25 protein-coding genes and 1 tRNA gene are annotated in these 22627 nt (G+C 68.5%); 15 read left to right on the forward strand and 11 right to left on the reverse strand.

The features are described 5' to 3' along the window. The first annotated feature begins 140 nt into the window (after nucleotides 1-140). From yidC to yihA, 3 genes are read left to right on the forward strand one after another with little or no spacing between them, the layout of a single operon-like run. Complete coding sequence (gene yidC / locus BLW83_RS04080; protein WP_090845708.1) at nucleotides 141-2027, forward strand: membrane protein insertase YidC; 1887 nt, start codon at nucleotides 141-143, stop codon at nucleotides 2025-2027. Between the two features lie 10 nt (nucleotides 2028-2037). Then, on the forward strand, nucleotides 2038-2796 hold the full coding sequence (locus BLW83_RS04085; RefSeq protein ID WP_090845710.1) for an MOSC domain-containing protein: 759 nt from the start codon (nucleotides 2038-2040) through the stop codon (nucleotides 2794-2796). Further along, nucleotides 2793-3449, forward strand: coding sequence for a ribosome biogenesis GTP-binding protein YihA/YsxC (gene yihA, locus BLW83_RS04090; protein WP_090845713.1), 657 nt, complete (start codon nucleotides 2793-2795; stop codon nucleotides 3447-3449). The genes BLW83_RS04085 and yihA overlap by 4 nt, the downstream gene beginning before the upstream one ends. Here yihA and BLW83_RS04095 read toward each other — a convergent pair. After that, nucleotides 3446-4279, reverse strand: coding sequence for an ABC transporter permease (locus BLW83_RS04095; protein WP_245728609.1), 834 nt, complete (start codon nucleotides 4277-4279; stop codon nucleotides 3446-3448). The genes yihA and BLW83_RS04095 overlap by 4 nt on opposite strands. A 104-nt stretch (nucleotides 4280-4383) precedes the next feature. On the opposite strand from BLW83_RS04095, the gene BLW83_RS04100 reads away from it, so the two are divergent. Then, entirely contained in the window at nucleotides 4384-5637 is a 1254-nt protein-coding gene (locus tag BLW83_RS04100) for a KpsE/RkpR family capsule polysaccharide export protein (RefSeq protein ID WP_090845972.1), read from the forward strand. Nucleotides 5638-5640: 3 nt separating this feature from the next. Continuing rightward, nucleotides 5641-6315 carry an ABC transporter ATP-binding protein gene (locus tag BLW83_RS04105; RefSeq protein WP_090845717.1) on the forward strand — a complete coding sequence of 225 codons (675 nt, stop codon included), beginning with the start codon at nucleotides 5641-5643 and terminating at the stop codon, nucleotides 6313-6315. 4 nt (nucleotides 6316-6319) lie between these two features. Here the strand turns inward: BLW83_RS04105 and BLW83_RS04110 are convergent, their stop codons facing one another. Continuing rightward, the gene (locus BLW83_RS04110; protein WP_090845718.1) at nucleotides 6320-7690 is read right to left on the reverse strand and encodes a phosphohexomutase domain-containing protein; all 1371 of its coding nucleotides are present in this window, start codon (nucleotides 7688-7690) and stop codon (nucleotides 6320-6322) included. Between the two features lie 129 nt (nucleotides 7691-7819). On the opposite strand from BLW83_RS04110, the gene BLW83_RS04115 reads away from it, so the two are divergent. The 3 genes from BLW83_RS04115 to BLW83_RS04125 are packed head-to-tail and all read left to right on the forward strand — an operon-like array spanning nucleotide 7820 to nucleotide 9671. Next, on the forward strand, nucleotides 7820-8224 hold the full coding sequence (locus BLW83_RS04115) for a ketosteroid isomerase-related protein (protein ID WP_090845719.1): 405 nt from the start codon (nucleotides 7820-7822) through the stop codon (nucleotides 8222-8224). Further along, complete coding sequence (locus BLW83_RS04120) at nucleotides 8221-8802, forward strand: GNAT family N-acetyltransferase (protein ID WP_090845720.1); 582 nt, start codon at nucleotides 8221-8223, stop codon at nucleotides 8800-8802. Before BLW83_RS04115 ends, BLW83_RS04120 begins: the two co-directional genes overlap by 4 nt. Beyond that, nucleotides 8799-9671: a carbon-nitrogen hydrolase family protein gene (locus BLW83_RS04125; protein WP_090845721.1), complete on the forward strand. Its 873-nt coding sequence runs from the start codon at nucleotides 8799-8801 to the stop codon at nucleotides 9669-9671. The genes BLW83_RS04120 and BLW83_RS04125 overlap by 4 nt, the downstream gene beginning before the upstream one ends. Here BLW83_RS04125 and ttcA read toward each other — a convergent pair. Genes ttcA through rpmH form a run of 4 tightly spaced genes read right to left on the reverse strand, consistent with a single transcriptional unit; the run spans nucleotide 9668 to nucleotide 11439 of the window. Further along, complete coding sequence (gene ttcA / locus BLW83_RS04130) at nucleotides 9668-10561, reverse strand: tRNA 2-thiocytidine(32) synthetase TtcA (RefSeq protein WP_090845722.1); 894 nt, start codon at nucleotides 10559-10561, stop codon at nucleotides 9668-9670. The genes BLW83_RS04125 and ttcA overlap by 4 nt on opposite strands. Before the next feature lie 31 nt (nucleotides 10562-10592). Then, nucleotides 10593-10832, reverse strand: a complete 240-nt coding sequence (gene yidD / locus BLW83_RS04135; RefSeq protein ID WP_090845723.1) for a membrane protein insertion efficiency factor YidD — start codon at nucleotides 10830-10832, stop codon at nucleotides 10593-10595. Further along, nucleotides 10829-11296, reverse strand: coding sequence for a ribonuclease P protein component (gene rnpA / locus BLW83_RS04140; protein WP_090845724.1), 468 nt, complete (start codon nucleotides 11294-11296; stop codon nucleotides 10829-10831). The genes yidD and rnpA overlap by 4 nt, the downstream gene beginning before the upstream one ends. A gap of 8 nt (nucleotides 11297-11304) precedes the next feature. Beyond that, complete coding sequence (gene rpmH, locus BLW83_RS04145) at nucleotides 11305-11439, reverse strand: 50S ribosomal protein L34 (RefSeq protein WP_073061402.1); 135 nt, start codon at nucleotides 11437-11439, stop codon at nucleotides 11305-11307. Between the two features lie 261 nt (nucleotides 11440-11700). Here rpmH and BLW83_RS04150 point away from each other — a divergent pair, with 261 nt between their 5' ends. The 6 genes from BLW83_RS04150 (at nucleotide 11701) to BLW83_RS04175 (ending at nucleotide 17058) form a co-directional block, all read left to right on the forward strand. After that, nucleotides 11701-13101 carry a sensor histidine kinase gene (locus BLW83_RS04150; protein WP_090845725.1) on the forward strand — a complete coding sequence of 467 codons (1401 nt, stop codon included), beginning with the start codon at nucleotides 11701-11703 and terminating at the stop codon, nucleotides 13099-13101. Between the two features lie 95 nt (nucleotides 13102-13196). Then, nucleotides 13197-13273, forward strand: a tRNA-Arg gene (locus BLW83_RS04155). 109 nt (nucleotides 13274-13382) lie between these two features. Then, nucleotides 13383-14510 carry an aminodeoxychorismate synthase component I gene (locus BLW83_RS04160; RefSeq protein ID WP_090845728.1) on the forward strand — a complete coding sequence of 376 codons (1128 nt, stop codon included), beginning with the start codon at nucleotides 13383-13385 and terminating at the stop codon, nucleotides 14508-14510. Continuing rightward, the gene (locus tag BLW83_RS04165; protein ID WP_090845729.1) at nucleotides 14462-15109 is read left to right on the forward strand and encodes an aminotransferase class IV family protein; all 648 of its coding nucleotides are present in this window, start codon (nucleotides 14462-14464) and stop codon (nucleotides 15107-15109) included. Before BLW83_RS04160 ends, BLW83_RS04165 begins: the two co-directional genes overlap by 49 nt. Before the next feature lie 307 nt (nucleotides 15110-15416). Continuing rightward, on the forward strand, nucleotides 15417-16127 hold the full coding sequence (locus BLW83_RS04170) for an HWE histidine kinase domain-containing protein (RefSeq protein ID WP_177172479.1): 711 nt from the start codon (nucleotides 15417-15419) through the stop codon (nucleotides 16125-16127). Nucleotides 16128-16290: 163 nt separating this feature from the next. Further along, nucleotides 16291-17058, forward strand: a complete 768-nt coding sequence (locus BLW83_RS04175; protein ID WP_090845732.1) for a Crp/Fnr family transcriptional regulator — start codon at nucleotides 16291-16293, stop codon at nucleotides 17056-17058. Nucleotides 17059-17100: 42 nt separating this feature from the next. On the opposite strand, the gene adh is transcribed toward BLW83_RS04175, so the two are convergent. The 5 genes from adh to BLW83_RS04200 all read right to left on the reverse strand — a co-directional run bounded on the left by adh (nucleotide 17101) and on the right by BLW83_RS04200 (nucleotide 21858). Next, complete coding sequence (adh, locus tag BLW83_RS04180; RefSeq protein WP_090845734.1) at nucleotides 17101-18627, reverse strand: aldehyde dehydrogenase; 1527 nt, start codon at nucleotides 18625-18627, stop codon at nucleotides 17101-17103. Between the two features lie 116 nt (nucleotides 18628-18743). Continuing rightward, entirely contained in the window at nucleotides 18744-19706 is a 963-nt protein-coding gene (locus tag BLW83_RS04185) for a GAF domain-containing protein (RefSeq protein ID WP_090845736.1), read from the reverse strand. 126 nt (nucleotides 19707-19832) lie between these two features. After that, nucleotides 19833-20630, reverse strand: a complete 798-nt coding sequence (locus tag BLW83_RS04190) for a metal ABC transporter permease (RefSeq protein ID WP_090845738.1) — start codon at nucleotides 20628-20630, stop codon at nucleotides 19833-19835. Further along, on the reverse strand, nucleotides 20630-21409 hold the full coding sequence (locus BLW83_RS04195) for a metal ABC transporter ATP-binding protein (RefSeq protein ID WP_090845740.1): 780 nt from the start codon (nucleotides 21407-21409) through the stop codon (nucleotides 20630-20632). The genes BLW83_RS04190 and BLW83_RS04195 overlap by 1 nt, the downstream gene beginning before the upstream one ends. Continuing rightward, entirely contained in the window at nucleotides 21406-21858 is a 453-nt protein-coding gene (locus BLW83_RS04200) for a Fur family transcriptional regulator (protein ID WP_090845742.1), read from the reverse strand. Before BLW83_RS04200 ends, BLW83_RS04195 begins: the two co-directional genes overlap by 4 nt. A 91-nt stretch (nucleotides 21859-21949) precedes the next feature. Between BLW83_RS04200 and BLW83_RS04205 the strand changes: the two genes are divergently transcribed. Next, the coding region (locus tag BLW83_RS04205) for a metal ABC transporter solute-binding protein, Zn/Mn family (RefSeq protein WP_177172480.1) at nucleotides 21950-22627 on the forward strand (678 nt) is incomplete at its 3' end.

Raw genomic sequence — 22627 nt, forward strand, 5'->3', positions numbered from 1 at the left:
CGGACCCCCGGGGTATTTCGGCCAGAAAGAAATCCTTCAATCGTGCCGGGACGGGGCCGGGCGGCAGCTATCGGCTTGACCTTTGCAAGGGGGTCCGATTGAAGCGGGCGCGTATTTCTTGAAAAATCCGGGGTCCGAGGATGGACGACAACAACCGCAACCTGATCCTTGCCATGGTGCTGTCGGCGCTGGTCATGATCGGGTGGTATGCCTTCTTCGCACCGCCAACGCCGGAACCGGCCGATCCCTCGGTGACCGCGCAGGCGACTGACCCCAATGCCCCGGCCGTGGACCCCGCAACCGGCATCGCGCTGGCGCCGCAGGTCGATGCCGCGCCGGGCGAGACACCCTCGCTTGAGCCGACCACCCCGCAAGACCCGGTGCTGAATGCGGGCCGGATCGAGATCGACTCGGACGCGCTGCGCGGCTCGATCTCGCTGGCGGGCGGGCGGATCGACGACCTGCTGCTGGGCTTTTATCGCGAGACGCAGGATCCCAACTCGCCGCTTTTGCGGCTGCTGTCACCGACCGCGCAGGCGGGGCTGGGCACGATCAGCACGCCCGCGGCGCCCGATGCCATGCCCTCGCTGGTGATGCAGAAACCCTATTATGCGGTTTATGGCTGGATGCCCGGCGTGGGCGTCGATCCGGCGCTGGTGCCGAACCCGGCGACGGTGTGGTCGGTCGAAAGCGGCAGCGCGCTGGCGCCGGGCCAGCCGGTGACGCTGGTCTGGGATAACGGCGCGGGCCAGGTCTTTCGCCGCAGCTTCGAGCTGGACGACCGCTACATGTTCACGGTCACGCAAAGCATCGACAACGCCGGCCCCGCCCCCTTTGTCGCCGCGCCCTACGGGATTCTGGCCCGGCACGGCAAACCCGATACGCAGAACTTTTTCATCCTGCACGAGGGCGCCGTCGGCATGAGCGACGGCAAGCTGCTGGAACAGAAATACAAGGACATGGTCAAGCTGGACCCGGTCGGCAACGAAGGCCCCGCCATCGTCACCGAAGTGGCCGAGAACGGCTGGGTCGGGTTCACCGACAAATACTGGATGACCACGCTGGTGCCGCAGCCGGGGCAGCCGTTTACCTCGGTGGTGAAATACGCGCCCGGCGCCGACATCTATCAGGCCGAGGCGCGGCTGCCGATGCAGGTCGTGGCGCCGGGCACGCAGCTGTCGTCGTCGAGCTTTCTGTTTGCGGGCGCCAAGGAATGGGAAACCATCAGCGCCTATCAGAACAGCCTGCATATCGACCGTTTCGTCGATTCGATCGACTGGGGCTGGTTTTATTTCCTGACCAAGCCGATTTTCCGCCTGCTGCACTGGCTGCACGGGGTGATCGGCAACATGGGCTGGTCGATCATCGCGCTGACCTTCATCCTCAAGGCGCTGGTGTTCCCGCTGGCGCGCAAATCCTACATCTCGATGGCCCGCATGCGCGAGTTGCAGCCGCAGATGGAGGCGATCAAGGAACGCACCGGCGACGACCGTGCCAAATACCAGCAAGAGGTGATGGCGCTTTACCGCGACGCCAAGGTGAACCCGGCCGCGGGCTGCCTGCCGCTGCTGTTGCAGATCCCGATCTTCTTTGCGCTTTACAAGGTGATCTTCGTCACGCTGGAACTACGCCACGCGCCATGGTTCGGCTGGATCCGCGACCTGTCGGCGCCCGACCCGTCGTCGCTGCTGAACCTGTTCGGGCTGCTGCCCTATGCCTCGCCCGCGCAGGGCACGACGCTGCACAGCCTGTCGCTGCCGCTGCTGGCGATTTTGCTGGGGATCTCAATGTGGTTCCAGCAAAAGCTGAACCCGGCCCCCGCCGATCCGGCGCAAAAGATGATCTTTGCGTGGATGCCGTGGATCTTCATGTTCATGCTGGGCGGGTTCGCCTCGGGGCTGGTGCTTTACTGGATCACCAACAACGTGATCACGATTTTCCAGCAATACGCCATCATGTCGATGCACGGGCACCCGCCGAACCTGTTCGGCAACATCCGCGCCGGCCTGCCCAAGCGCCGCAAGTGACGCAGGCCCGGTGACCGCGCTTCTGGGCCATATCTTTCGCTATCCGGTCAAGTCGGCTGGAGGCGAATCGCTGGACCGGGTGGCGCTGACCCCGGACCGGCCCCTGCCCGGCGACCGCCGTTTCGCGGTGATGCACGGGGACGCGCTGCACCATCTGGACGGCGAGGCGCTGCGCCGTTGGCTGCCCAAGGCGGCGTTCCTGCGCGGGGCGGCGGCGGGGTCGCTGCAAGCAATCACCGGCGGCTGGCGCGACGGGCTGCTGGTGCTGTCGCATCCCGACCTGCCGGACCTGGCCTTTGACCCGCTGCGCGATCAGGCGGCGCTGCTTGCATGGCTGGCGCCGCTATGGGCGGATTCGGGCAAGGCCCCGCCGGCGCGGCTGGTCGAGGGGGTGCAGGCGCTGACCGATGTGTCCGACCCCTGGGTTTCCGTGCTGTCGCTGTCCTCGCTGCGCGCGCTCGAAGAGGCCGTCGGCCAGCCCCTCGGCACCCATCGCTTTCGCGGGAATCTGTGGATCGGGGGGTGGGAGGCTTTTGCCGAGCATGACATGCAGCTGCACCGCATCCGCATCGGCGACACGGTCGAGCTGGCGCTGACCCGGCGCATCGGCCGTTGTGCGGCGACCTGTATCGACACCGCGACGGGGCGGTTCGACATCGACCTGCCGGCGGCGCTGGAAAAGCGTTTCTGGCACCGGGATTTCGGCATTTATGCCCGCGTGGCCGTCGGCGGCACCATCCGCCCGGGGGACAAGGTGACCGTGCTGTGAAAGTTTCATTCCCCCGTGCCCCCGCCCCTTCGCCCGCGGCCGTCGAATCCGGCCGGCTGCTGTTCGCCGGCCCCGTCGATTTCATCAAGGGCGTGGTCGCGATGGAGGGGCTGCCCGACCCCGACCGCCCCGAGATCTGCTTTGCCGGCCGCTCGAACGTCGGGAAATCCAGCCTTATCAATGCGCTGACAGGGCGCAAGGGGATCGCGCGGGCCTCGAACACGCCGGGGCGCACGCAAGAGCTGAACTTTTTTGCGCTGGGGGATCGCGCCTATCTGGTGGACCTGCCAGGCTATGGGTTCGCCAAGGCGCCGGTGGCGGTGGTGGCGAAATGGCAGGCGTTGCAGAAACGCTATCTGGCCGGGCGGCCAAACCTGCGCCGCGTGTTCGCGCTGATCGACGCGCGCCACGGCATCAAGCCGGTGGACCATGAAACCATGACCCTGCTGGACCGCTCGGCGGTGCCCTTTCAGGTGGTGGTGACCAAGGCCGACAAGATCGGCGCGGGGGCGCTGGCGCAGACCCTGGCCCAGATCGAGGCCGAGTTGCAAAAACACCCCGCCGCCTTTCCCGAGCTGATCGTCACCTCGTCGGAAAAGGGCCACGGGATCGAGGCCCTGCGCGCGGTGATCGACGCGCTGACGCGGGGCTAAAGCTCAAGCAGGTCGCGATAGCGCCCGCGCAGCAGCAACAGCCCCATCGCCAGCAGCCCCAGCGACAGCGCCAGAACATAGGTCACGCTGACGTAATCGGCCGGATATATGCCGTAGACGCCGCGCCGCATCAGCCCGACCAGATGCAGCACCGGGTTCCACCACAGCAATTCCTGCACGACCCGCGGCATCATGTCGTAGGTAAAGAACACCCCCGACATCAGGAACAACGGCCGGTTGAAGATCGACCAGACCCGCTCCCACACCGGAAAGCGCATGGTAAGGAAACAGTTCATCGTGCCGACGCCCAGCCCCAGCAGCGCGGTCAGCGCCAGCGCCTGCACCACCACCGCCGCATCCATCACCAGCGTCAGGCGGAACGCCAGCGCGATGCCCGCCACGACCAGCACGAACACGACCACGTGCAGCAGCGCATTCAGGATCCAGCGCGCCAGCAGCGCATCCACAAAGGTGACTGCCGGATAGGCCAGCAGCGGCCGGGAATAGCGCAGGCTCGCCGCGATCTTGCCGGCCAGGTCGTTATACATCTGGAACACGATATAGCCGGTTGCGTAGAACAGCGGGAAATTCGTCCCGATCGGCGGCGAGGCCCGCCCCATTACCCCCTGAAAGATCAGCGTCAGCAGCGCGATTCCCAGAATCGGGTCGGCCAGCGCCCACAGATAGCCCCCGAAAGAGCGGCCGTGGGTGGTCGCGATTTCGCGCAGCATCAGCGCCGTCACCGTGCGCAACATGCGAAACCGGCCGCCAAAGCCGCCTTTCGGCCGGGCGGGCGCAACCTGTTGAGGATCGGGGAAACTGTCAGGCATTTTATGGGCCATCTGGAGTTGCAGTCGGTATCCTGGCTACAACTGCCTGTAAATCGGCAGCAGTGAAAGCCCGGATGGCCAGCGATCATTCCTCAACCGCCACCATGACCGCCGTTACAGCGGCGGATCGGGGTATCGCACCGGACGGCGCGGCCCGCGCCTTGGGCCGCCCCGCTGCCCGCCCCGCCGCGCTGCTGCCGTTTCCCGCCACGGATCCGCAGGCCCGGCCGGTTGCTCCGCCGGCGCAATTCGCCCGGCCGCGGCCGCGGCACTGGGCGCTGCTGGCCAGCCTGCTGCTGCTGGTGGTGCTGCCGGCCGCGCTTTGGGGTGGCTATCTCTGGACACGGGCCAGCGATCAATATGTCTCGACCGTCGGCTTTTCCGTGCGGAAAGAGGAAAGCCCGCCGGCCATGGACATGTTCGGCAGCATTCTGGGCGGGGGATTTGCCGGCACCGCCTCGGACACGGATATTCTTTACGAATTCCTCGGCTCGTCCGATCTGGTGCAGCGGGTGGACCGGGCGCTGGATCTGCGCGCGATGTTCTCGCGCCCCTGGCCGCACGATTTCCTGTTCGCCTTCGACCCCTCGGGCACCATCGAGGATCTGACCGACTACTGGCGGCGGCAGCTGCGCATCTATTACGACGATTCGGCGGGCATCATCACGCTGCGGGTCAGTGCATTCACCCCGCAGGACGCCCAAACCCTGGCCCGGACCGTCTTTGCCGAAAGCGAGCAGGTCGTGAATGCGCTGTCGGAACAGGCGCGCCGCGATGCGACCCGCCACGCCGGCGCCGAACTGGAAAAGACCCGCGTGCTGCTGACCGAGGCGCGGCAGGCGATGACCGCGTTCCGGATGCGCACCCGCATTCTCGACCCCGCCGCCGACCTTGGCGCGCATATGACCGTGACCACCGCGCTGCAAGCCCAGCTGGCCGAGGCGCAGGTGACGCTGGACACGCTGCGCCGCAACGCCCCCGCTGGCGACAACCGCATCACCCAGGCCGAGCTGCGCATCGAATCGCTGCACAACCGGATCGAGCAGGAACGCGGAAAATTCTCTGCCTCGACCCCCGAGGGCGACAGCTACGCACAGCTGATCGCGGAATACGAACGGCTGAAGGTCGATCTGGAATTCGCCGAAGGTGCCTATCAAGCGGCACGGATCGCGCATGAGACCGCATTGCAGGGCGCGCAGCGGCAAAGCCGCTATCTTGCCGCCCATATCGCACCGACGCTGGCCGAGCGGTCCCTTCTGCCGTCACGGCCCTGGCTGCTGGTGCTGGGCGCCGGGGGGCTGTTCCTGCTGTGGTCGATCGGGGCGCTGGTCTGCTACAGCCAGCGCGACCGGAGATAGAGATTGATCCGCCTTGAAAACCTGCGCAAATCCTATCGGTCCGGCGGGCGGCGCCGCTGGGTGCTGGACGGGGCCGATGCGCTGTTTCCGACCGGCGCCTCGGTCGCGCTGCTGGGGCGCAACGGCGCCGGAAAATCGACGCTGCTGCGCATGATCGCGGGCACGGCACGGCCCGATTCGGGGCGGATCGTCGCGAACGGCACGATCTCATGGCCCGTGGGGTTTGCCGGCAGTTTCCACCCCGACCTGACCGGCGCGCAGAACGTGCGCTTCGTTGCCCGCATCTATGGGGTCGACACGGACGCGCTGGTCGCCAGCGTGGCCGATTTTGCGCAGCTTGGTGACAGCTATCACCTGCCCTTTGGCGGCTATTCCGCAGGGATGCGGTCGCGGCTGGCGATGGGGTGCAGCATGGGCATCGACTTTGACATCTATCTGGTGGACGAGGTGACCAGCGTCGGCGACGCCGAGTTCCGCGAAAAATCGCAGCGCGTCTTTGCCGAGCGGATGCAGCGGGCATCCTCGGTCGTGGTCAGCCACTCGATGCCGCTGATCCGGCGGCTCTGCACCATGGGCGCCGTTCTGGACCGCGGCCGGCTGACGGTGTTCGACCGGATCGAGGACGCCATCGCCTGCCACGAACATCTGATGGGCGCGCAAGACAGCGTGGGGGATTAAGCCCCTACCCCACCAGCAGCGCCGAGATCTCTGCCACCTTTGCCGCCACCAGCCCCGCATCGCCGCGGCTTTCGACGTTCAGCCGCACCACCGGCTCGGTGTTCGAGCGGCGCAGGTTGAACCGCCACTGCGGAAATTCCAGGCTGATTCCGTCGGTGTCGTCGCGCGACAGCGCCGCGCCCTCAAGCGCCGCCAGCACCCGCGCCAGCGCCGCATCGGGGTCCGACAGGCGGAAATTTATCTCTCCGGACGAGGGATAGGCCGCCATCCGGTCGCCCACCAGCCGCGACAGGGGCTGGCGCTTGCGGCTCATCAGCCCGGCGACCAGTAGCCAGGGGATCATGCCGCTGTCGGCATGGGCGAATTCGCGGAAATAATGATGCGCCGACATCTCGCCGCCATAGATCGCCCCCGATGCGCGCATCACCTGCTTGACGAAGGCGTGTCCGGTGCGGGATTGCACCGCGCGGCCCCCGGCCTGCGCGATCACCTCGCGCGTGTTCAGCACCACGCGGGGGTCGTGGACGATCTTTTCGCCGGGGTGGTGTTCCAGAAACGCCGCGGCGAGCAGCCCGACCACATATTCCCCCGGCACGAAACGGCCCTGTTCGTCGAACAGAAAGCAGCGGTCGAAATCGCCGTCCCAGGCGACGCCCAGATTCGCGCCATGCGCCACCACCGCATCGCCGGTCTGCGGCTGGTTTTCCGGCAGCAGCGGGTTGGGGATGCCGTGCGGAAAGCCGGGGTCGGGGGCATGGTGCAGCCGCACCACCTCAAGCCGCGCGCCGCGGCGTTCCAGTTCCGCAGCAATGGCGTCAAAGGCGGGGCCTGCGACGCCGTTCCCGGCATTCACCAGCAGCTTCAGCGGCCCCAGCCGCGCCGCGTCGATGAAATCGCAGACGCGGCGGGCATAATCCATCCGCACCGCCGTGGCATCCGTCACCCACCCCGGCGCCACGTCGGAAAACACGCCCCGCTCGGCCAGCGCCTGCAACTCGGCCAGTTCGGTCACCGGGTCCAGCGGCGCGGCCCAACGGCCGACCAGCTTCATCCCGTTGTAATCAATGGGGTTGTGCGAGGCGGTGACCTCGATCCCGCCATCGGCGCCCAGGTGGTCGGTGGCAAAATACATCTCTTCGGTGCCGGCCAGCCCGATGTCCAGAACCTCGACCCCGCCCTCGACCAGGCCGCGGATCAGCGCCGCCGCCAAGGCGGGCGAGCTGGCGCGGCCATCGCGGCCGACCACCACCCGCCGGGTGCCCGGGCGGGCGGCAAAGGCGCGGCCGACGCGCCAGGCGACATCCTCGTCCAGATCCTCGCCCAGCCTGCCGCGCAGGTCATAGGCCTTGAAACAGGTGATCTTGCGCGCGGTCATTTCGGCCTCCGGTCCGGTTGGGGGGAAACTGCCCAAGCGCGGCGTCCAGCGCAAGCCGTCCGACTTTGGCCGGGGCTGACCTTGGCGCGCCCTGCGGTTAATGCTGGGCAAACAACTGCCGGAACCGCCATGACCGCCCAGACCAAAGCCCTGATCACCGCCTATTACGACGCCTTCAACCGCGGCGATACCGACGCGATGGAATCGCTGCTGCACGACGATTTCGAACATCACGTCAACGAAGGCGGGGTGCGGCACGGCAAGCAGGGCTTTGCCGCGTTCAACCGCCACATGAGCGAGACCTATCGCGAGACGCTGACCGACATGGTGGTGATGGTCAGCGACGACGGCAGCCGGGGCGCCGCCCAATTCGTGGTGAACGGAACCTATCTGCGCACCGACCCCGGCCTGCCCGAGGCGCGGGGCCAAAGCTATCGCCTGCCGGCCGGGGCGTTTTTCGCGATCAAAAACGGGCAGATCGCGCAGGTGACCACCTATTACAACCTCGCCGACTGGATCCGGCAGATTTCGTGATCACAACGCGGACCCTGACCGGGGACGGGCTGACCGCCGCGCTGGGGGAACTGGCGCGGCTGCGGATCGCGGTGTTTCGCGACTGGCCCTATCTTTACGATGGCGACGAGGCGTATGAGCGCGAATACCTGCGCGCCTATACCGCCCCCGGCGCGGTGGTGGTGGCGGCGATGGACGGCGACCGCATGGTCGGCGCCGCCACCGGCGCCCCAATGGAACATCACGCCAGCGATTTCGCCGCCGCCTTTGCCGGCCGCCCCGAGCCGCTGGACCAGATCTTTTACTGCGCCGAATCGGTGCTGCTGCCGGAATATCGCGGCCACGGGCTGGGCCACGCGTTTTTCGACGGGCGCGAGGCGCAGGGCCGCGCGCTGGGGCGGCGCTGGTCGGCGTTCTGTTCGGTGATCCGGCCCGACGACCACCCGGCCCGGCCCGCCGATTACCGCCCGCTGGACGGGTTCTGGCGCAAGCGCGGCTATGCGCCGCTGCCGGGCGTCACCGCGCAATTCCGCTGGCGCGACCTGGGCGAGACTCGGGAAACCGCCAAGCCCCTGCAATTCTGGATGAAACCGCTATGAGCCGTCCCGTCCGCATCGCCGCCGCCGCCTATCCGTTCGACTGGTTCGACGATTTCGCCGCCTATGAGGCCAAGATTTCGGCTTGGGTCGCCAAGGCCGGCGACTGCGACCTGCTGGTGTTTCCCGAATACGGCGCGATGGAGCTGGCAAGCCTTGGCGGGCCCGAAATCGCCCGCGATCTCGAATCCAGCCTGCACGAGGTCGCCCGCCATGAACCCGCCCGCGATGCGCTGCACGCGCGGCTGGCGGCGGAACATGGGTGCCATATCCTTGCGGCCTCGGGGCCGGCGTTTCCGCGCCCGGGGGCAAGGCCGGTCAACCGGGCGGTGCTGTTCGGACCGCAGGGGCGGATCGGGCATCAGGACAAGCAGATCATGACGCGGTTCGAGCGCGAATCATGGGACGTGGTCGCCGCGCCGGGGCTGCGGGTGTTCGACACACCCGTCGGGCGCATCGGCATAACCATCTGCTACGACAGCGAGTTTCCCCTGCTTGCCCGTCGTCTGGCCGAGGCGGGGGCCGAGATCATCCTGACGCCCAGCTGCACCGACAGCGTGGCGGGGTTCATGCGGGTGCGCATCGGCTGCATGGCGCGGGCATTGGAAAATCAATGCGTTGTGGTGCAGGCGCCGACGGTGGGCGACTGCGCCTGGAACCCGGCGATCGACGAAAACCGCGGCCGCGCCGCGATCTATGCGCCCCCGGACGGGATGTGGCCCGAAACCGGGGTGGTGGCCGAGGGCGCGATGGACCGGCCCGGCTGGGTCAAGGCGGAAATCGACCTGGACCGTATCGCCGAAAGCCGGCAGCGCGGGCAGGTGCTGCCGTGGCTGCACTGGCCTGAAAGCGCGGCCTCGCCGCTGGATTAACGCAGCCGGGGCGGGGCGGCGGGCTCATCGGGCGCCTCAGCCCCCGGCGCCAGCGCCGAGAAATCGAACAGCGCCGGGTCCGGCAGATGCGACGGCCGCACGTTGCTCAGCGCCCGGAACATCACCTGCCGCCGGCCGGGGCTGCGCGATTCCCATTCATCCAGCAGCTTTTTCACCTGCATTCGCTGCAACCCGTCCTGACTGCCGCACAGGTCGCAGGGAATCACCGGGTAATTCATCGCCCGGGCGAATCGGTCGCAATCGGCCTCGGCCACGAAGGCCAGCGGCCGCAGCACGTTCAGGTCGCCCTCTTCGTTCAGCAGCTTGGGCGGCATCGAGGCCAGCCTGCCGCCGTGGAACAGGTTCATGAAAAAGGTTTCCAGAATGTCGTCGCGGTGATGGCCCAGCACCACGGCGCTGCACCCCTCCTCCCGCGCGATCCGATACAGATTGCCGCGCCGCAGCCGCGAACACAGGCTGCAATAGGTCCCCCCCTCGGGCACCTTGGCCTTTACCACCGAATAGGTGTCCTGATACTCGATCCGGTGCGGCACGCCGCGGTCGGCCAGAAACTCGGGCAGCACCGTGGCGGGAAAGCCGGGCTGGCCCTGATCGAGGTTGCAGGCCAGCAGCTCGACCGGCAGCAGCCCGCGCCATTTCAGCTCGTGCAGCACGGCCAGCAGCGTATAGCTGTCCTTGCCGCCCGACAGGCAGACCAGCCAGCGGTCGCCGGGGGTAACCATGTGATAGGTCTCGATCGCGGCGCGGGTTTCGCGCACCAGCCGCTTGCGCAGCTTGCGAAATTCGGTCGATGAGGGCGCGCCGCGGAACAGCGGGTGGATTTCGGTTTCATCCGCGGAATCGGGCGGGTCGGCGGCGTCGTCCAGCATCAGGCTTGCCTCGGGCGGTTGGGGTCATGGGTCATCGGCTCTTGTCGCGCGGCGGCGGCACCGGGTCATAGCCCGACCCGCCCAGCGGGTGACAGCGCCCGATTCGCCGCAGCATCAACCATGTCCCGCGAAAGGCCCCGTGACGTTCCAGCGCCTCAAGCGCATAGGCCGAGCAGGTCGGCTGATAGCGGCAGCCGTGGCCAACCCATGGGCTGAACAGCAGCCGATAGGCGCGCACCGGCAGCGCAACCAGATGGGCCAGCGGAGTCACGGCTTGCCCCCCGGTGCCGCGCCCTTGCCGCGGCGGCGCGGGGCGCGATCGGACAGGCGGGCCGTGTCCGAATGCACGCGCACCAGCGCATGTTTCAGATCGGACAGCATCTCGGAAAAATCGCGGGTGGCGGTGGCCTCGGGGCGGCCGACCAGCACATAGTCCCAGCCCCCCTGCCCCTGCGCCGGGATCACCTGCCGCGCCAGTTCCCGCAGCCGGCGCTTGGCGCGGTTGCGGGCAACGGCATTGCCCAATTTCCTGGAACAGGTATAGCCGACCCGGATCGCCTGCGGGGCGACCTGTTCGGCCGGGTCGCGGCGGCGCGCTTGCAGCAGAAAACCCGCCGTTCCCTGACGGCGGGCCGAGGCCGCGCGCAGGAAATCGGCGCGGCGGGTCAAGGTGGTCATGGCCGGAACACGGGCCGCATCGCCGCCGGGGGCGTCCGCGGTCAGCGCCTCGGCCATCGGCCGTATCAGGCCGACAGGACCTTGCGGCCCTTGGCGCGGCGGGCGTTCAGAACCCGACGGCCGCCCTTGGTGGCCATGCGGGCGCGGAAGCCGTGCCGGCGCGCGCGAACCAGGTTCGACGGCTGGAAGGTGCGTTTCATCGTCGTAGCTCCAACAACAGGGCGCGCAGGGTATGGGCCACGGGCCCACGCAAACGCGCCGGGAATGCGAAGCCCGCCAGATAGGGCCAGCGCGCGCCCAAGTCAACCACATCGGCAATGTCTTGCCATATTTTCGCCCCGTATCTTCCGCCGCAGCGTCCGCCTTGGGAACCCGGCGCGGATCACATATGTTTGATGCGCAGGCCCGCCACGCGCCCAGGCAATTGCCGGCGGATGCGCAGTGCGACGATACAGGACGACATGAGCTTCAACAGTATTACCGGCCGCTTTGCACTGCTGACGATCGTGTTCGTGCTGTTGGCCGAGATCTTCATTCTTGTGCCCAGCGTCACGAATTTCCGCCGCGACTATCTGGAAACCCGGCTTGAGCGGGCGCAGATCGCCAGCCTTGCGCTGCTGGCGACCGACGAATCCATCGCCGCCGACCTGGAAAGCGAGCTGCTGGAAAACGCCGGCGTCTACAACGTGGTGCTGCGGCGCGACGACATCCGCCAGCTGGTGCTGTCCTCGCCCCTGCCGGAGCCGATCTCGGCCACCTACGACCTGCGCGACCGCAACTTCAGCGCCAGCGCCCGCGACACGCTGCACCGGCTGCTGAACCCGCGCCCCCAGACCATCCGGGTGATCGGCGAACCCGTCCGCGACGCCGGGCAGCTGATCGAGATCACCATGAACACCGCGCCGATGCGCAACGCGATGGTCGAGTTCGCCGTGCGGCTGCTGGCGGTGTCGGCCGCGTTTTCGGTGCTGACGGCGCTTTTGCTGAACTTGGCGGCGCAGCGGCTGATCGTCGGGCCGATCCGGCGGGTGATCGGGCACATGACCGCCTATGCCGCCTCGCCCGACGACAGCCGCACCATCATCACCCCCTCGGCCAGCATGGGCGAGGTGCGGGCCGCCGAATCGGCGCTGGCGGCGATGCAGCACACGGTCACCGCCTCGCTCAAGCAGCGCGAGCGGCTGGCGCAGCTGGGACAGGCGGTGGCCAAGATCAGCCACGACCTGCGTAACATCCTGACCACCGGGCAGATCCTTGCCGACCGGCTTGAGGAAAGCGCCGACCCGGCGGTCCGGCGCACCGCGCCCAAGCTGGTCGGCTCGATCTCGCGCGCGGTGACGCTGTGCGAAACGACGCTGGCATTCGGCAAGGCCGAGGAACCGCAGCCCTCGCTGACGCTGTTCCACCTGCGCCCGCTGGTCGCCGAGGTGGTCGAGGCCGAGGAACTGGCCGCCGAGCCCGCCCCCGGCGCCGAGGTCGATTTCGTCACCGACATCCCCGCCGGGCTGCGCATCCGCGCCGACCGCGACCAGCTGTATCGGGTGCTGGCGAATCTGGCGCGCAACGCAAGGCAGGCGATCGAGGCGACCCGCAAGCCCGGCACCATCGAGATCGCGGCAGGCGAGGACGAATCGGCCTGGTGGCTGCGCGTCGGCGACAGCGGCCCCGGCCTGCCGCAAAAGGCCCGCGACAACCTGTTCCAGCCCTTCACCGGCGGCATCCGCAAGGGCGGCACCGGGCTGGGGCTGGCCATCGCCGCCGACCTGATCCGCGGCCACGGCGGCGGGTTGGAGCTGATCCGCAGCGACGAGACCGGGTCCGAGTTCCGCATCACCCTGCCGCGGGTGATTGCGCTGGTCTGAGCCGGGGTTTTCCACCTCGGGCGCAAAATTGTCCGGGGCGCGCGATTTACCCCTTGCATCCCCCGAACGCCCGGCCTACCTAGCCGCCCTACGACGGACCCGTAGCTCAGCTGGATAGAGCACCAGACTACGAATCTGGGGGTCGGGCGTTCGAATCGCTCCGGGTCCGCCATTTCCACATCTTGCACAAATCGCCAGTCTCGGCGGCTATACACTGCGGGCGCAGTTGATTATTCCGCCGGGATGTAGCGGCCATTGCGGGGCTGTCGGCGGAGGCGCGCGTGATCTTCTGCGAATTCGGCCCCGGCGGGCGGACGGTCCTGTTTCGCGATGCAGAGGTGGTTCTTGCCCATCGCCTCGATCAGGTTCTTCCGGCGCTGGCGCGGGCAGAATCTGCGCGGCGGGCCGGGAAATGGATCGCGGGCTGGATCGGGTACGAGGCCGGCTATGCGTTCGAGGACCGGCTGCGGCCGCTGGCCCCCGCGACGCACGGACCATTGCTGGCGCTGGGCATCCACGACGCGCCCTGCCCCGCCGATGATTTCGCGCTGCCGGTCGAGGACGTCCAGCTGACGCCTCTGCGCCCGCTGGTCTCGCGAAAGGATTACGGGGCGGCGTTCCGGCGGGTGCAGGACCACATCGGCGCCGGCGACTGCTATCAGATCAACCTGACTTTTCCGCTGGAAACGCGGCTGGCGCGGGGCACGCCCGCGGGACTTTACCGGGCGCTGCGGGCCAGCCAGCCGGTGGGCTACGGCGCCTTTGCCGATCTGGGCGGACCGGTGGTGCTGTCACGCTCGCCCGAGCTGTTCTTTCAGCTGGACGGCGCGGGCGGGATCGAGGCGCGGCCGATGAAGGGCACCGCCCCCCGCGACCCCGACCCCGAACGCGACGCGGCACTGGCCCGGGCGCTGGCGGCGTCCGAAAAGAACCAGGCCGAGAACCTGATGATCGTCGATCTGCTGCGCAACGACATCGGGCGGATTTCCCGCCCCGGCAGCGTCCGCGTGCCCGAGCTGTTCGCCATCGACAGTTTCGCCACCGTCCACCAGATGAGCTCGCGGGTGACCGGGCAGCTGGCCGCGCCCCCCGATCTGCCGGGGCTGATGCGGGCGCTGTTTCCCTGCGGCTCGATCACCGGCGCCCCCAAGATCCGCGCGATGGAGATCATCCGCGAGGTCGAGCCCTTTCCCCGCGGCGTCTATTGCGGCGCGCTGGGATGGATGGCGCCGGACGGGGCGGCGTGTTTCTCGGTCGCCATCCGCACGTTGTCGGTCTGGCCCGACGGGCGGGTGACGCTGAACGCAGGCGGCGGCGTGGTGCAGGATTCGACCGCCGACGCGGAATGGGAGGAAGCGCTGTGGAAAACCCGCTTTGCGCAGGGGCTGACGACGCCGGGCTGCGGCTGATCGAAACGGTGCTGTGGGACGGCGCCGCCTGCCCGCGGCTGCGGCTGCATCTGGCGCGGTTGCAGGCGGGGGCGGCGGCACTGGGCTGGGGCTGCGATACCGGGGCGGCGGCGGCGGCGCTGACAGCCCCGCCGGGCGCGCGCGCGCGGCTGCGGCTGACGCTGGACCGGGCGGGTGCGGTCAAAGTGACGCGCGCGCCGCTGCCGCCTTCGCCCGCGCAATGGCGGCTGGGGCTGGCGACGGCGCGGCTGCGGTCAACGGACCCGTGGCTGCGGATCAAATCGACCCGCCGCGCGGCCTATGACACCGCCCGCGCGACGATGCCCGCCGGGCTGGACGAACTGCTGTTCCTGAACGAACGGGACGAGGTCTGCGACGGCACCATCACCACGCTGTTTTTCGACCGCGGCGCGGGGCTGCGCACGCCGCCGCTGTCCTGCGGGCTGCTGCCGGGGGTGTTGCGGGCCGAATTGCTGGAAAGCGCCGCCTGCCACGAGCAAATCCTGCCGGTATCGGACCTGCCGCATGTGCGGCTGTGGGTCGGCAACGCCCTGCGCGGGCTGATGCCTGCCATCTGGTGCGGGGCGACGCCGGCCTGACGACGCCCGCCTGACCAAGCGGGTCTGTGCGACCGGCCCGGCGATGCCCCGATCGCGGCGATTCTTTCCGGCGTCGAAACCAGACGCCGGCGACGCGCCCGCACCGGCAGAAAATGGCCGGGGCGGATGTGACCTTGCGTCGGGTTCTACAAATTACAGTGCAAATCAGTCAGGAGTCCCCCGGATTCCGCCAACCGCCGGTTGCAGCCTGCCCGGTTCCGCGCAAGGCTGGTCTTCCGAAGGAGAAACTCCGATGCAATCGCGTCAGCCATCGCCATACGCTTCATCTGCCGTTCGCAATGCGGGAATGCAGGCACATCTGAACGCCATCGCCCCCGAACGGAACCCCGAATCACAGCTGCATCGGCTGATGCACCAGATCACCAACTCGATGCTGCTGGTGCGCTCGGTGGTCCGCCGCTCGGCCGAGACCGCCGAAAGCCTCGAAGATTACGTGCTGAATCTGGAAACCCGGCTGGACAGCATCCACCGCCTGATCGGGGCGCTGCTGCGCGATCCCGACCGCAGCTTTACCCTGCGCGAGCTGTTCGAGGACGAGCTTGAGGCGCAGGGCGCCTATCACGGCGGCGGCGCGCGGCTGATCAGCGGGCCGGAAATCATCCTGCCGGCACTTGCCGCGCAGACGCTGGGGCTGGTCATCCAGGAAATGGTTGCCAACTCGTTCCAGCACGGGGTGCTGGGCAGCGAGGACGGCGGGCAGCTGCATATCGGCTGGCGGATCGACGAGAACGCGGCCGGCGGCCCCGAACTGCGCCTTTGCTGGACCGAACGCGGCCAGCTGCCGCCACCGCACCGCCGCGGGTTTGGCGTGACGGTGATGGAAAACCTGCTGGCATATCAACTGGACGGCCGCGCCGAATGGAATTTCACCGCGCGCGGGCTGCGCATCATGCTGGCGGTGCCGATGGCCAGCCTGACCCCTGAACCGGCGCTTGATGCAGGGGACGGCGCGCTTCCCGGCACCGGCGCCGGCCACTGGTCCACCGGCTGGTTCTGAAGATTTCAGACAAATTCGCGGGAATTTGTCGCTGCCGCATTGAACCAGGGCGGTGCGACCTGCATATTGGCAATCTCATGACCGGCGAATTTGACATGCCGTCCCCTGTCATGAACTGTTCTTGTCAAAATGTTGTCCGGTTTTTGGAAAAGGCGGTCTGACGATGGAACTTCACCTGGCGTATCCCGGGTTGTTCGACCAAGAGGCCGGGGCGCAGCTTGCGGCCGTGATGAACACGCCGCGTCAGCTGAGCGCGCGCCAGCGGATCCTGCGGGCCAATGCGGCCAGGACAGGCGCGCTTTACGTCCAGCGCGGCTTTGCGGCGCGTTATCGGCTGGACCGGGCCGGGCGGCGGCAGTTCATCGGGATTCTGATTCCGGGCGATTTCGCCGGGCTCAGCAGCTTTGCGCTGGGGCGGCTGGACCACGACATCGATTCGATCAGCAGTGTCCGGTTGCAGTCAATCAGCCATGACCAGATGGGCCTGCTCGAGGCCGCCTCGCCCGAGCTTCTGTGCCGGTTGTGGCAGCTGACCCTGCTGGATTCGGCGATCAGCCGCTATTGGATCTTCCGCATCGGGCGCCTGCCGGGGCTGGCGCGGATCGCCAATTTCTTTTGCGAGATGCTGGTCCGGCAATATGTCCGCGGCCTGTGCGGCACCGACCGCTTTGAACTGCCGCTGACGCAAAGCGATCTGGGCGAGGCCTGCGGGATGACTCCGGTCCACGCCAACCGCATGATCGGCGAATTGCGGGCCGAGGGGATCTGCAATTTCATGGACGGCGCGGTCGAGGTCGGCGATTTCGCCGGGCTGTTCCGCATGGGCCAGTATTCCTGGGATTATCTGTATCTGCCCGATGCGGTCAGCGCCGACCTGCGCCGGCGCCTGACCCCGGCCGCAACACGCGGCATCGCGCTGGGGCTGCGCTGAACTTGCTGCGCCGCAGGGACGGACCCCGCGGCGCGAATCGCATCAGAAAAAGCCCAGCTTCGACGGCGAATAGCTGACCAGCATGTTCTTGGTCTGCTGATAGTGGTCCAGCATCATCTTGTGGGTTTCGCGCCCGATGCCCGACTGTTTGTAGCCGCCAAAGGCCGAATGCGCCGGATAGGCGTGATAGTTGTTCACCCAGACCCGGCCGGCCTTGATCCCGCGGCCCATGCGATAGCAGGTATTCATGTCGCGGCTCCACACGCCCGAGCCAAGCCCGTAGAGCGTGTCGTTGGCGATTTCCAGCGCCTCGGCCTCGTCCTTGAAGGTGGTGACAGAGACCACGGGGCCAAAGATTTCCTCTTGAAAGACCCGCATCTTGTTGTTGCCGCGAAAGATCGTCGGCTTGACGTAATAGCCCTGGGACAGCTCGCCCCCAAGGTCCGCCGCCTCGCCCCCGGTCACGATCTCGGCGCCCTCGGCGCGGCCGATCTCCATATAGGACATGATCTTGTCGTGCTGTTCCTTGCTGGCCTGCGCGCCGACCATGGTGTCGGCCAGCCGCGGGTCGCCTTGCTTGATCGCCTGCACCCGCGCCACCGCCTTTTCCATAAAGCGGTCATAGATCGATTCCTGGATCAGCACGCGCGAGGGGCAGGTGCAGACCTCGCCCTGGTTCAGCGCGAACATCGCGAAACCTTCCAGCGCCTTGTCAAAGAAATCGTCATCCTCGCGCGCCACATCGGCAAAGAACACGTTGGGCGACTTGCCGCCCAGTTCCAGCGTGACCGGAATCAGGTTCTCGGCCGCGTATTGCATGATCAGCCGCCCGGTCGAGGTCTCGCCGGTGAAGGCAATCTTGGCGATGCGGTTCGAGGACGCCAGCGGCTTGCCGGCTTCCAGCCCGAACCCGTTGACGATGTTCAGCACGCCCGGCGGCAGCAGGTCGCCCACCGTCTCGATCCACACCATGATCGAGGCCGGGGTCTGTTCGGCCGGCTTCAGCACCACGCAGTTGCCCGCCGCCAGCGCCGGCGCCAGTTTCCAGCAGGCCATCAGCAGCGGAAAGTTCCACGGGATGATCTGGCCGACAACGCCCAGCGGCTCGTGAAAGTGATAGGCGACGGTGTTGTCGTCGATCTGGCTCAGCGAGCCTTCCTGCGCGCGCAGCACACCGGCGAAATAGCGGAAATGGTCGATGGCCAGCGGCACGTCGGCGGCCATGCCCTCGCGGATCGGCTTGCCGTTGTCCCAGGTCTCGGCGGTGGCCAGCAGCTCCAGGTTCTGCTCCATCCGGTCGGCGATCCGCAGCAGGATCTGCGAGCGTTCCTGCGGGCTGGTCCGGCCCCATTTGTCGGCGGCGGCGTGGGCGGCATCCAGCGCCGCATTCACGTCGGATGCGTCCGAGCGGGCGATGTCGCCCATCTTGGCGCCGGTGATCGGCGTGGTGTTTTCAAAATAGCGGCCGGCGTTCGGCGCCACCCATTTGCCGCCGATATAGTTGTCGTAGCGGCTGGCGAACGGCATCACCCCGACGCCCTTGAACTCATGCGCCTGGTCGTTGGGCATGTCTGCTCCTCCCCTGAAAGCGAATGTCCCGGCTCCTCGCATCCGGGCGCCATCATGCTGCGGGATGGGGGTGCGCCCGGTCAACAGGGGCGCAGGATTTCGGCGGCAGGACTGTCTCAATCCCGGGACGGGGACGAAATCCCCAGCCGCCCCATACGCCGGTAAAGCGTGGCCCGCCCGACCCCCAGCGCGCGGGCGGCGGCGGTGACGTTGCCGCCCGACCGCGCCAGCGCCCGCACCACCGCCGCGCGCTCGGCGCGGACCAGCCCGCCGGGCTCGGCGTCCCGCCCCTGCGCGCGGGCCAGCAGGTCCGACAGCGGCTGCGGGTGCAGGGCGCCGGCCTTGGGCAGCCCCAGCACCCGGCGCGCCGCGCGGGTGGCGCCGACGGCCAGATCGTCGCGGTCCACCGCCACCAGCGCCTCGATCCCCTCGCCCGCGACCACGGTGCGGGTGCCGGGAAAGGCGGCGCGGAACCACGCCGCCTCGATCCGGCGCGCATATTGCCCGACGGTGGCGGCGATCAGCGCGGTAACCTCGCGCGAGGCATCGTCGCGGGCGCTCGACACGTCCAGCGCCGCCAGCAACTGCCCGTCCGGCCCGTGGATCGGCGCGTCGATACAGCTGAGCGCGATGTTCGAGGACAGGAAATGCTCATCCCGGTGGATGACCACGCTGCGCCCTTCGGCCAGACAGGTGCCGATGCCGTTGGTGCCCTGCGCGGCCTCGGACCAGTCCGCGCCTGGGGCCAGCGCCCAGCCGTCGAAATCGCGCACATCCCCGGGCGCGGCGCGGCGGTCCAGCACGATCCCCTGCGCATCGGTCAGAACCACGGCGCAGCCGGAACTGCCGACCAGCCGGAACAGCTCATCAATCGGGGCGGCGGCAATGTGCAACAGCCGCTCCAGCGCCTCACGGCGCTGCGCCAGTTCGACCCCGGTCAGCCGCGGCGCCCGCAGCGCCACCGCCGGGTCCAGCCCGTGCCGCAGGGCGGAACGCCGCCAGCTTGCGGTCAGGGGCGTCAGGTCATCGGACGCAAGCGTCCGCTCGATCACGCGGTCGGCGTGACGGCGTATCTGCATGATTCGGCCACTCCCTGCGCGCAGTATAGCCGCAACGGCGAAATCTTCTGTCCGCAAATATCCCCGCCGGAGGCCTCCGCAGCAAGGCCGGCGCACCCCGTCTCGGATTGGCCCCGGCGACGAGGCTCAGACCCCCGCGCGGCGCCGCCCCCCGGCCAGCAGCATCGCCAGCGCAAAGATCGCCACGGCGGCGCAGACGATGGTCGGGCCGGTGGGCGTATCCAGCCGAAAGGCCGCCCCCAAGCCCCCCAGCCCCGCGACGGCGCCGATCAAAGCGGTGGCGACGGCCATCGCCTCGGGTGAACGCGACAGCGGGCGCGCCGCAGCGGCGGGGATGATCAGAAAGGCGCTGACCAGCAGCGCGCCCACGATGCGGATGCCCGCTGCCACCACCAGCGCCAGCGCGATGTTCAGCACCCACTGCTCGGCCCGCGGGCGGATGCCGTCCGCCACCGCCATCTCGGGCGACAGCGTGGACAAGAGCAGCGCCGACCAGCGCCAGGCGACCAGTGCAACGACCGCGCCCGCCCCCGCCCAGATCAGCACCAGATCGGCGCGGGTCACCGACAGGATGTCACCGAACAGATAGGCGTTGAGGTCGGTCCGCACCCCCTGCACAAAACTGACCGCGACCAGACCGGCGGCCAGCGCGCCATGCGACAGCACCCCCAGCGCGGTATCGACCGACTGCCGCCCGGACAGCCCCGCCACCAGCGCCGCCATCGCCAGCGCCACCACGATCACCGCCCCGAACAGCGGCAGCGACCACGCCAGCGACAGCGCCACCCCCAGCAGCGCCGCATGGGCGGTGGCGTCGCCGAAATAGGCCATCCGCCGCCAGACCACGAAACAGCCCAGCGGCGCGCAGGCCACCGCCAGCCCGACCGCCGCAAGCGCGGCGCGGACCATGAAATCATCCAGCATCAGGCGGCATCCTCGTCGTCACCAGCGCAGGCCAGGCCCGCGCAGGGCAGGCCGTCGTCGTGGCTGTGGTCGTGGTGGTGGCGATACAGCGCCACCGACTCGGCCCCGGCCGCCCCGAACAGCCCGCGATAGGCGGGCGACAGCGACACGGTTTCGGGGGTGCCCTCGCAGCAGATATGCCGGTTCAGGCAGACCACATGGTCCGAGGCCCGCATCACGATCTGCAAATCATGGCTGACCATCAGCACCGCGCAGCCGGTGTCGGCATTCACCTGCTCGATCCGGGCATAAAATGCCGCGACCCCGGGTTGGTCCAGCCCGGCGGTGCCCTCGTCCAGGATCAGCAATTCCGGGTCGTTAAGCAGCGCCCGCGCCAGCAGCGCCCGCTGCATCTGCCCGCCCGACAGCCCGGAAATCGGGCGCCGCTCCATCCCCGCCAGCCCGGCACGGTCCAGCGCGGCGGCGACGGTGGCGGGGTCGCGCCGGCGCGGCAGGTTCATGAACCGGCCCAGCATCATCGGCATCGAGGGATCGACCGCCAGCCGCTGCGGCACATAGCTCAGCCGCAGCCCGGGCGCCCGGGTCACCCGCCCGCGCGAGGGTGCGACCGCGCCGATGATGGTCCGCATCAGGGTGGTCTTGCCCGAGCCGTTCGGCCCGACCACGGTCACGATCTCGCCCCGCCGGATGGTCAGGTCGATGTCGCGCAGGATTTCCTGCCCGCCCAGCTCGACCGCCACACCCGACAGCGTGACCAGAGGCGCCGCCCCCCCGCTCATGCCGCGATCCTGCAATCGGCGCACAGCCCCTCGGCCTCGCGCACGGTGGTCTCGATGGCAAAGCCCGCGCCCTCGGCGGCGCGTTCCAGCTGACCGCCGGCGGGGGCCGGGGTCTCGATCACGTGGCGGCACTGGCGGCAGATCAGGAACACCGGCACATGGCCCTTGCCGGCGTGTGCGCAGGCGGCGAATGCGTTCAGCGTCTCGATCCGGTGGACCAGCCCGGCGCGGAGCAGGAAATCCAGCGCCCGATAGACGACCGGAGGCTGCCCGCCCAGACCTTCGTCGCGCAGCCGGTCGAGGATCTCATACGCCCCCAGCGCGCGATGCCCCTCAAGCAGGATTTCCAGCACGCGCAGGCGAACGGGGGTCAGCTGCAACCCCTCGCGCGCGCAATGGCTTTCGGCATGGGCAAGGGCTGCGCGGATGCAGCTTGCGTGGTCGTGCATGGTCCGGTCCTCGGGCAGTGCAGCAACGCCGCGTTGACGGTCGTTCTGTTATAATATAACTCGCTTGGCAATCTAATGCGGAGCCCGCGAAATGTCACGACCCCTTTTAGCCCTTGCCCTTGCCGCCCTGGCTGCCCCCGCCGCGGCCGAGCCGCCCCGTGTCGTGGCCGACATCGCCCCGGTGCATTCGCTGGTCGCCCGGGTGATGCAGGGGGTGGGCGAGCCGGCGCTGCTGGTGCCTGCCGGCGCCTCGCCGCATTTCCACGCGATGCGCCCGTCGGATGCGCAGGCCCTGCAAGCGGCGCAGATCGTGGTGACGGTGGGGCCAGAGCTGGCGCCGTGGCTGGACCGGCCGCTGGCCACGCTGGCCGGCACCGCGGCGCGGATCGACCTGCTGCACAGCCCCGGCACCACGGTCCTGCCCACCCGCAGCAGCCCCCTGTTCGAGGCGCATTCCCACGACGACCACGCCGCGCCGCACGACCACGACCACGACCACGACCACGACCACGACCACGACCACGACCACGACCACGACCACGACCACGACCACGACCACGACCACGACCACGGGGAACATGACCACGACGGGCATGTCCACGGCCCGACCGACCCCCATGCCTGGCTGGACCCGGAAAACGGCAGGCTGTGGCTGGACACCATCGCCGCCGCGCTGGCCACGGCGGACCCGGACAACGCCGCGCTTTACCGCGCCAACGCGACCCAAGGCGCCGCGGAAATCGACGCGGCCACCGCCGACACGCGGGCC

This window comes from Paracoccus alkenifer (genome assembly GCF_900108405.1).
Taxonomy (GTDB): domain Bacteria; phylum Pseudomonadota; class Alphaproteobacteria; order Rhodobacterales; family Rhodobacteraceae; genus Paracoccus; species Paracoccus alkenifer.

Bases quoted from the DNA above. Each gene is read 5' to 3' on its own strand.
- yidC (WP_090845708.1), top strand. From the start codon at position 141: ATGGACGACAACAACCGCAACCTGATCCTTGCCATGGTGCTGTCGGCG.
- BLW83_RS04095 (WP_245728609.1), bottom strand. From the start codon at position 4,279: ATGCCTGACAGTTTCCCCGATCCTCAACAGGTTGCGCCCGCCCGGCCG.
- BLW83_RS04100 (WP_090845972.1), top strand. From the start codon at position 4,384: ATGACCGCCGTTACAGCGGCGGATCGGGGTATCGCACCGGACGGCGCG.
- BLW83_RS04110 (WP_090845718.1), bottom strand. From the start codon at position 7,690: ATGACCGCGCGCAAGATCACCTGTTTCAAGGCCTATGACCTGCGCGGC.
- BLW83_RS04115 (WP_090845719.1), top strand. From the start codon at position 7,820: ATGACCGCCCAGACCAAAGCCCTGATCACCGCCTATTACGACGCCTTC.
- BLW83_RS04125 (WP_090845721.1), top strand. From the start codon at position 8,799: ATGAGCCGTCCCGTCCGCATCGCCGCCGCCGCCTATCCGTTCGACTGG.
- ttcA (WP_090845722.1), bottom strand. From the start codon at position 10,561: ATGCTGGACGACGCCGCCGACCCGCCCGATTCCGCGGATGAAACCGAA.
- rnpA (WP_090845724.1), bottom strand. From the start codon at position 11,296: ATGGCCGAGGCGCTGACCGCGGACGCCCCCGGCGGCGATGCGGCCCGT.
- rpmH (WP_073061402.1), bottom strand. From the start codon at position 11,439: ATGAAACGCACCTTCCAGCCGTCGAACCTGGTTCGCGCGCGCCGGCAC.
- BLW83_RS04150 (WP_090845725.1), top strand. From the start codon at position 11,701: ATGAGCTTCAACAGTATTACCGGCCGCTTTGCACTGCTGACGATCGTG.
- BLW83_RS04170 (WP_177172479.1), top strand. From the start codon at position 15,417: ATGCAGGCACATCTGAACGCCATCGCCCCCGAACGGAACCCCGAATCA.
- BLW83_RS04175 (WP_090845732.1), top strand. From the start codon at position 16,291: ATGGAACTTCACCTGGCGTATCCCGGGTTGTTCGACCAAGAGGCCGGG.
- adh (WP_090845734.1), bottom strand. From the start codon at position 18,627: ATGCCCAACGACCAGGCGCATGAGTTCAAGGGCGTCGGGGTGATGCCG.
- BLW83_RS04185 (WP_090845736.1), bottom strand. From the start codon at position 19,706: ATGCAGATACGCCGTCACGCCGACCGCGTGATCGAGCGGACGCTTGCG.
- BLW83_RS04190 (WP_090845738.1), bottom strand. From the start codon at position 20,630: ATGCTGGATGATTTCATGGTCCGCGCCGCGCTTGCGGCGGTCGGGCTG.
- BLW83_RS04195 (WP_090845740.1), bottom strand. From the start codon at position 21,409: ATGAGCGGGGGGGCGGCGCCTCTGGTCACGCTGTCGGGTGTGGCGGTC.
- BLW83_RS04200 (WP_090845742.1), bottom strand. From the start codon at position 21,858: ATGCACGACCACGCAAGCTGCATCCGCGCAGCCCTTGCCCATGCCGAA.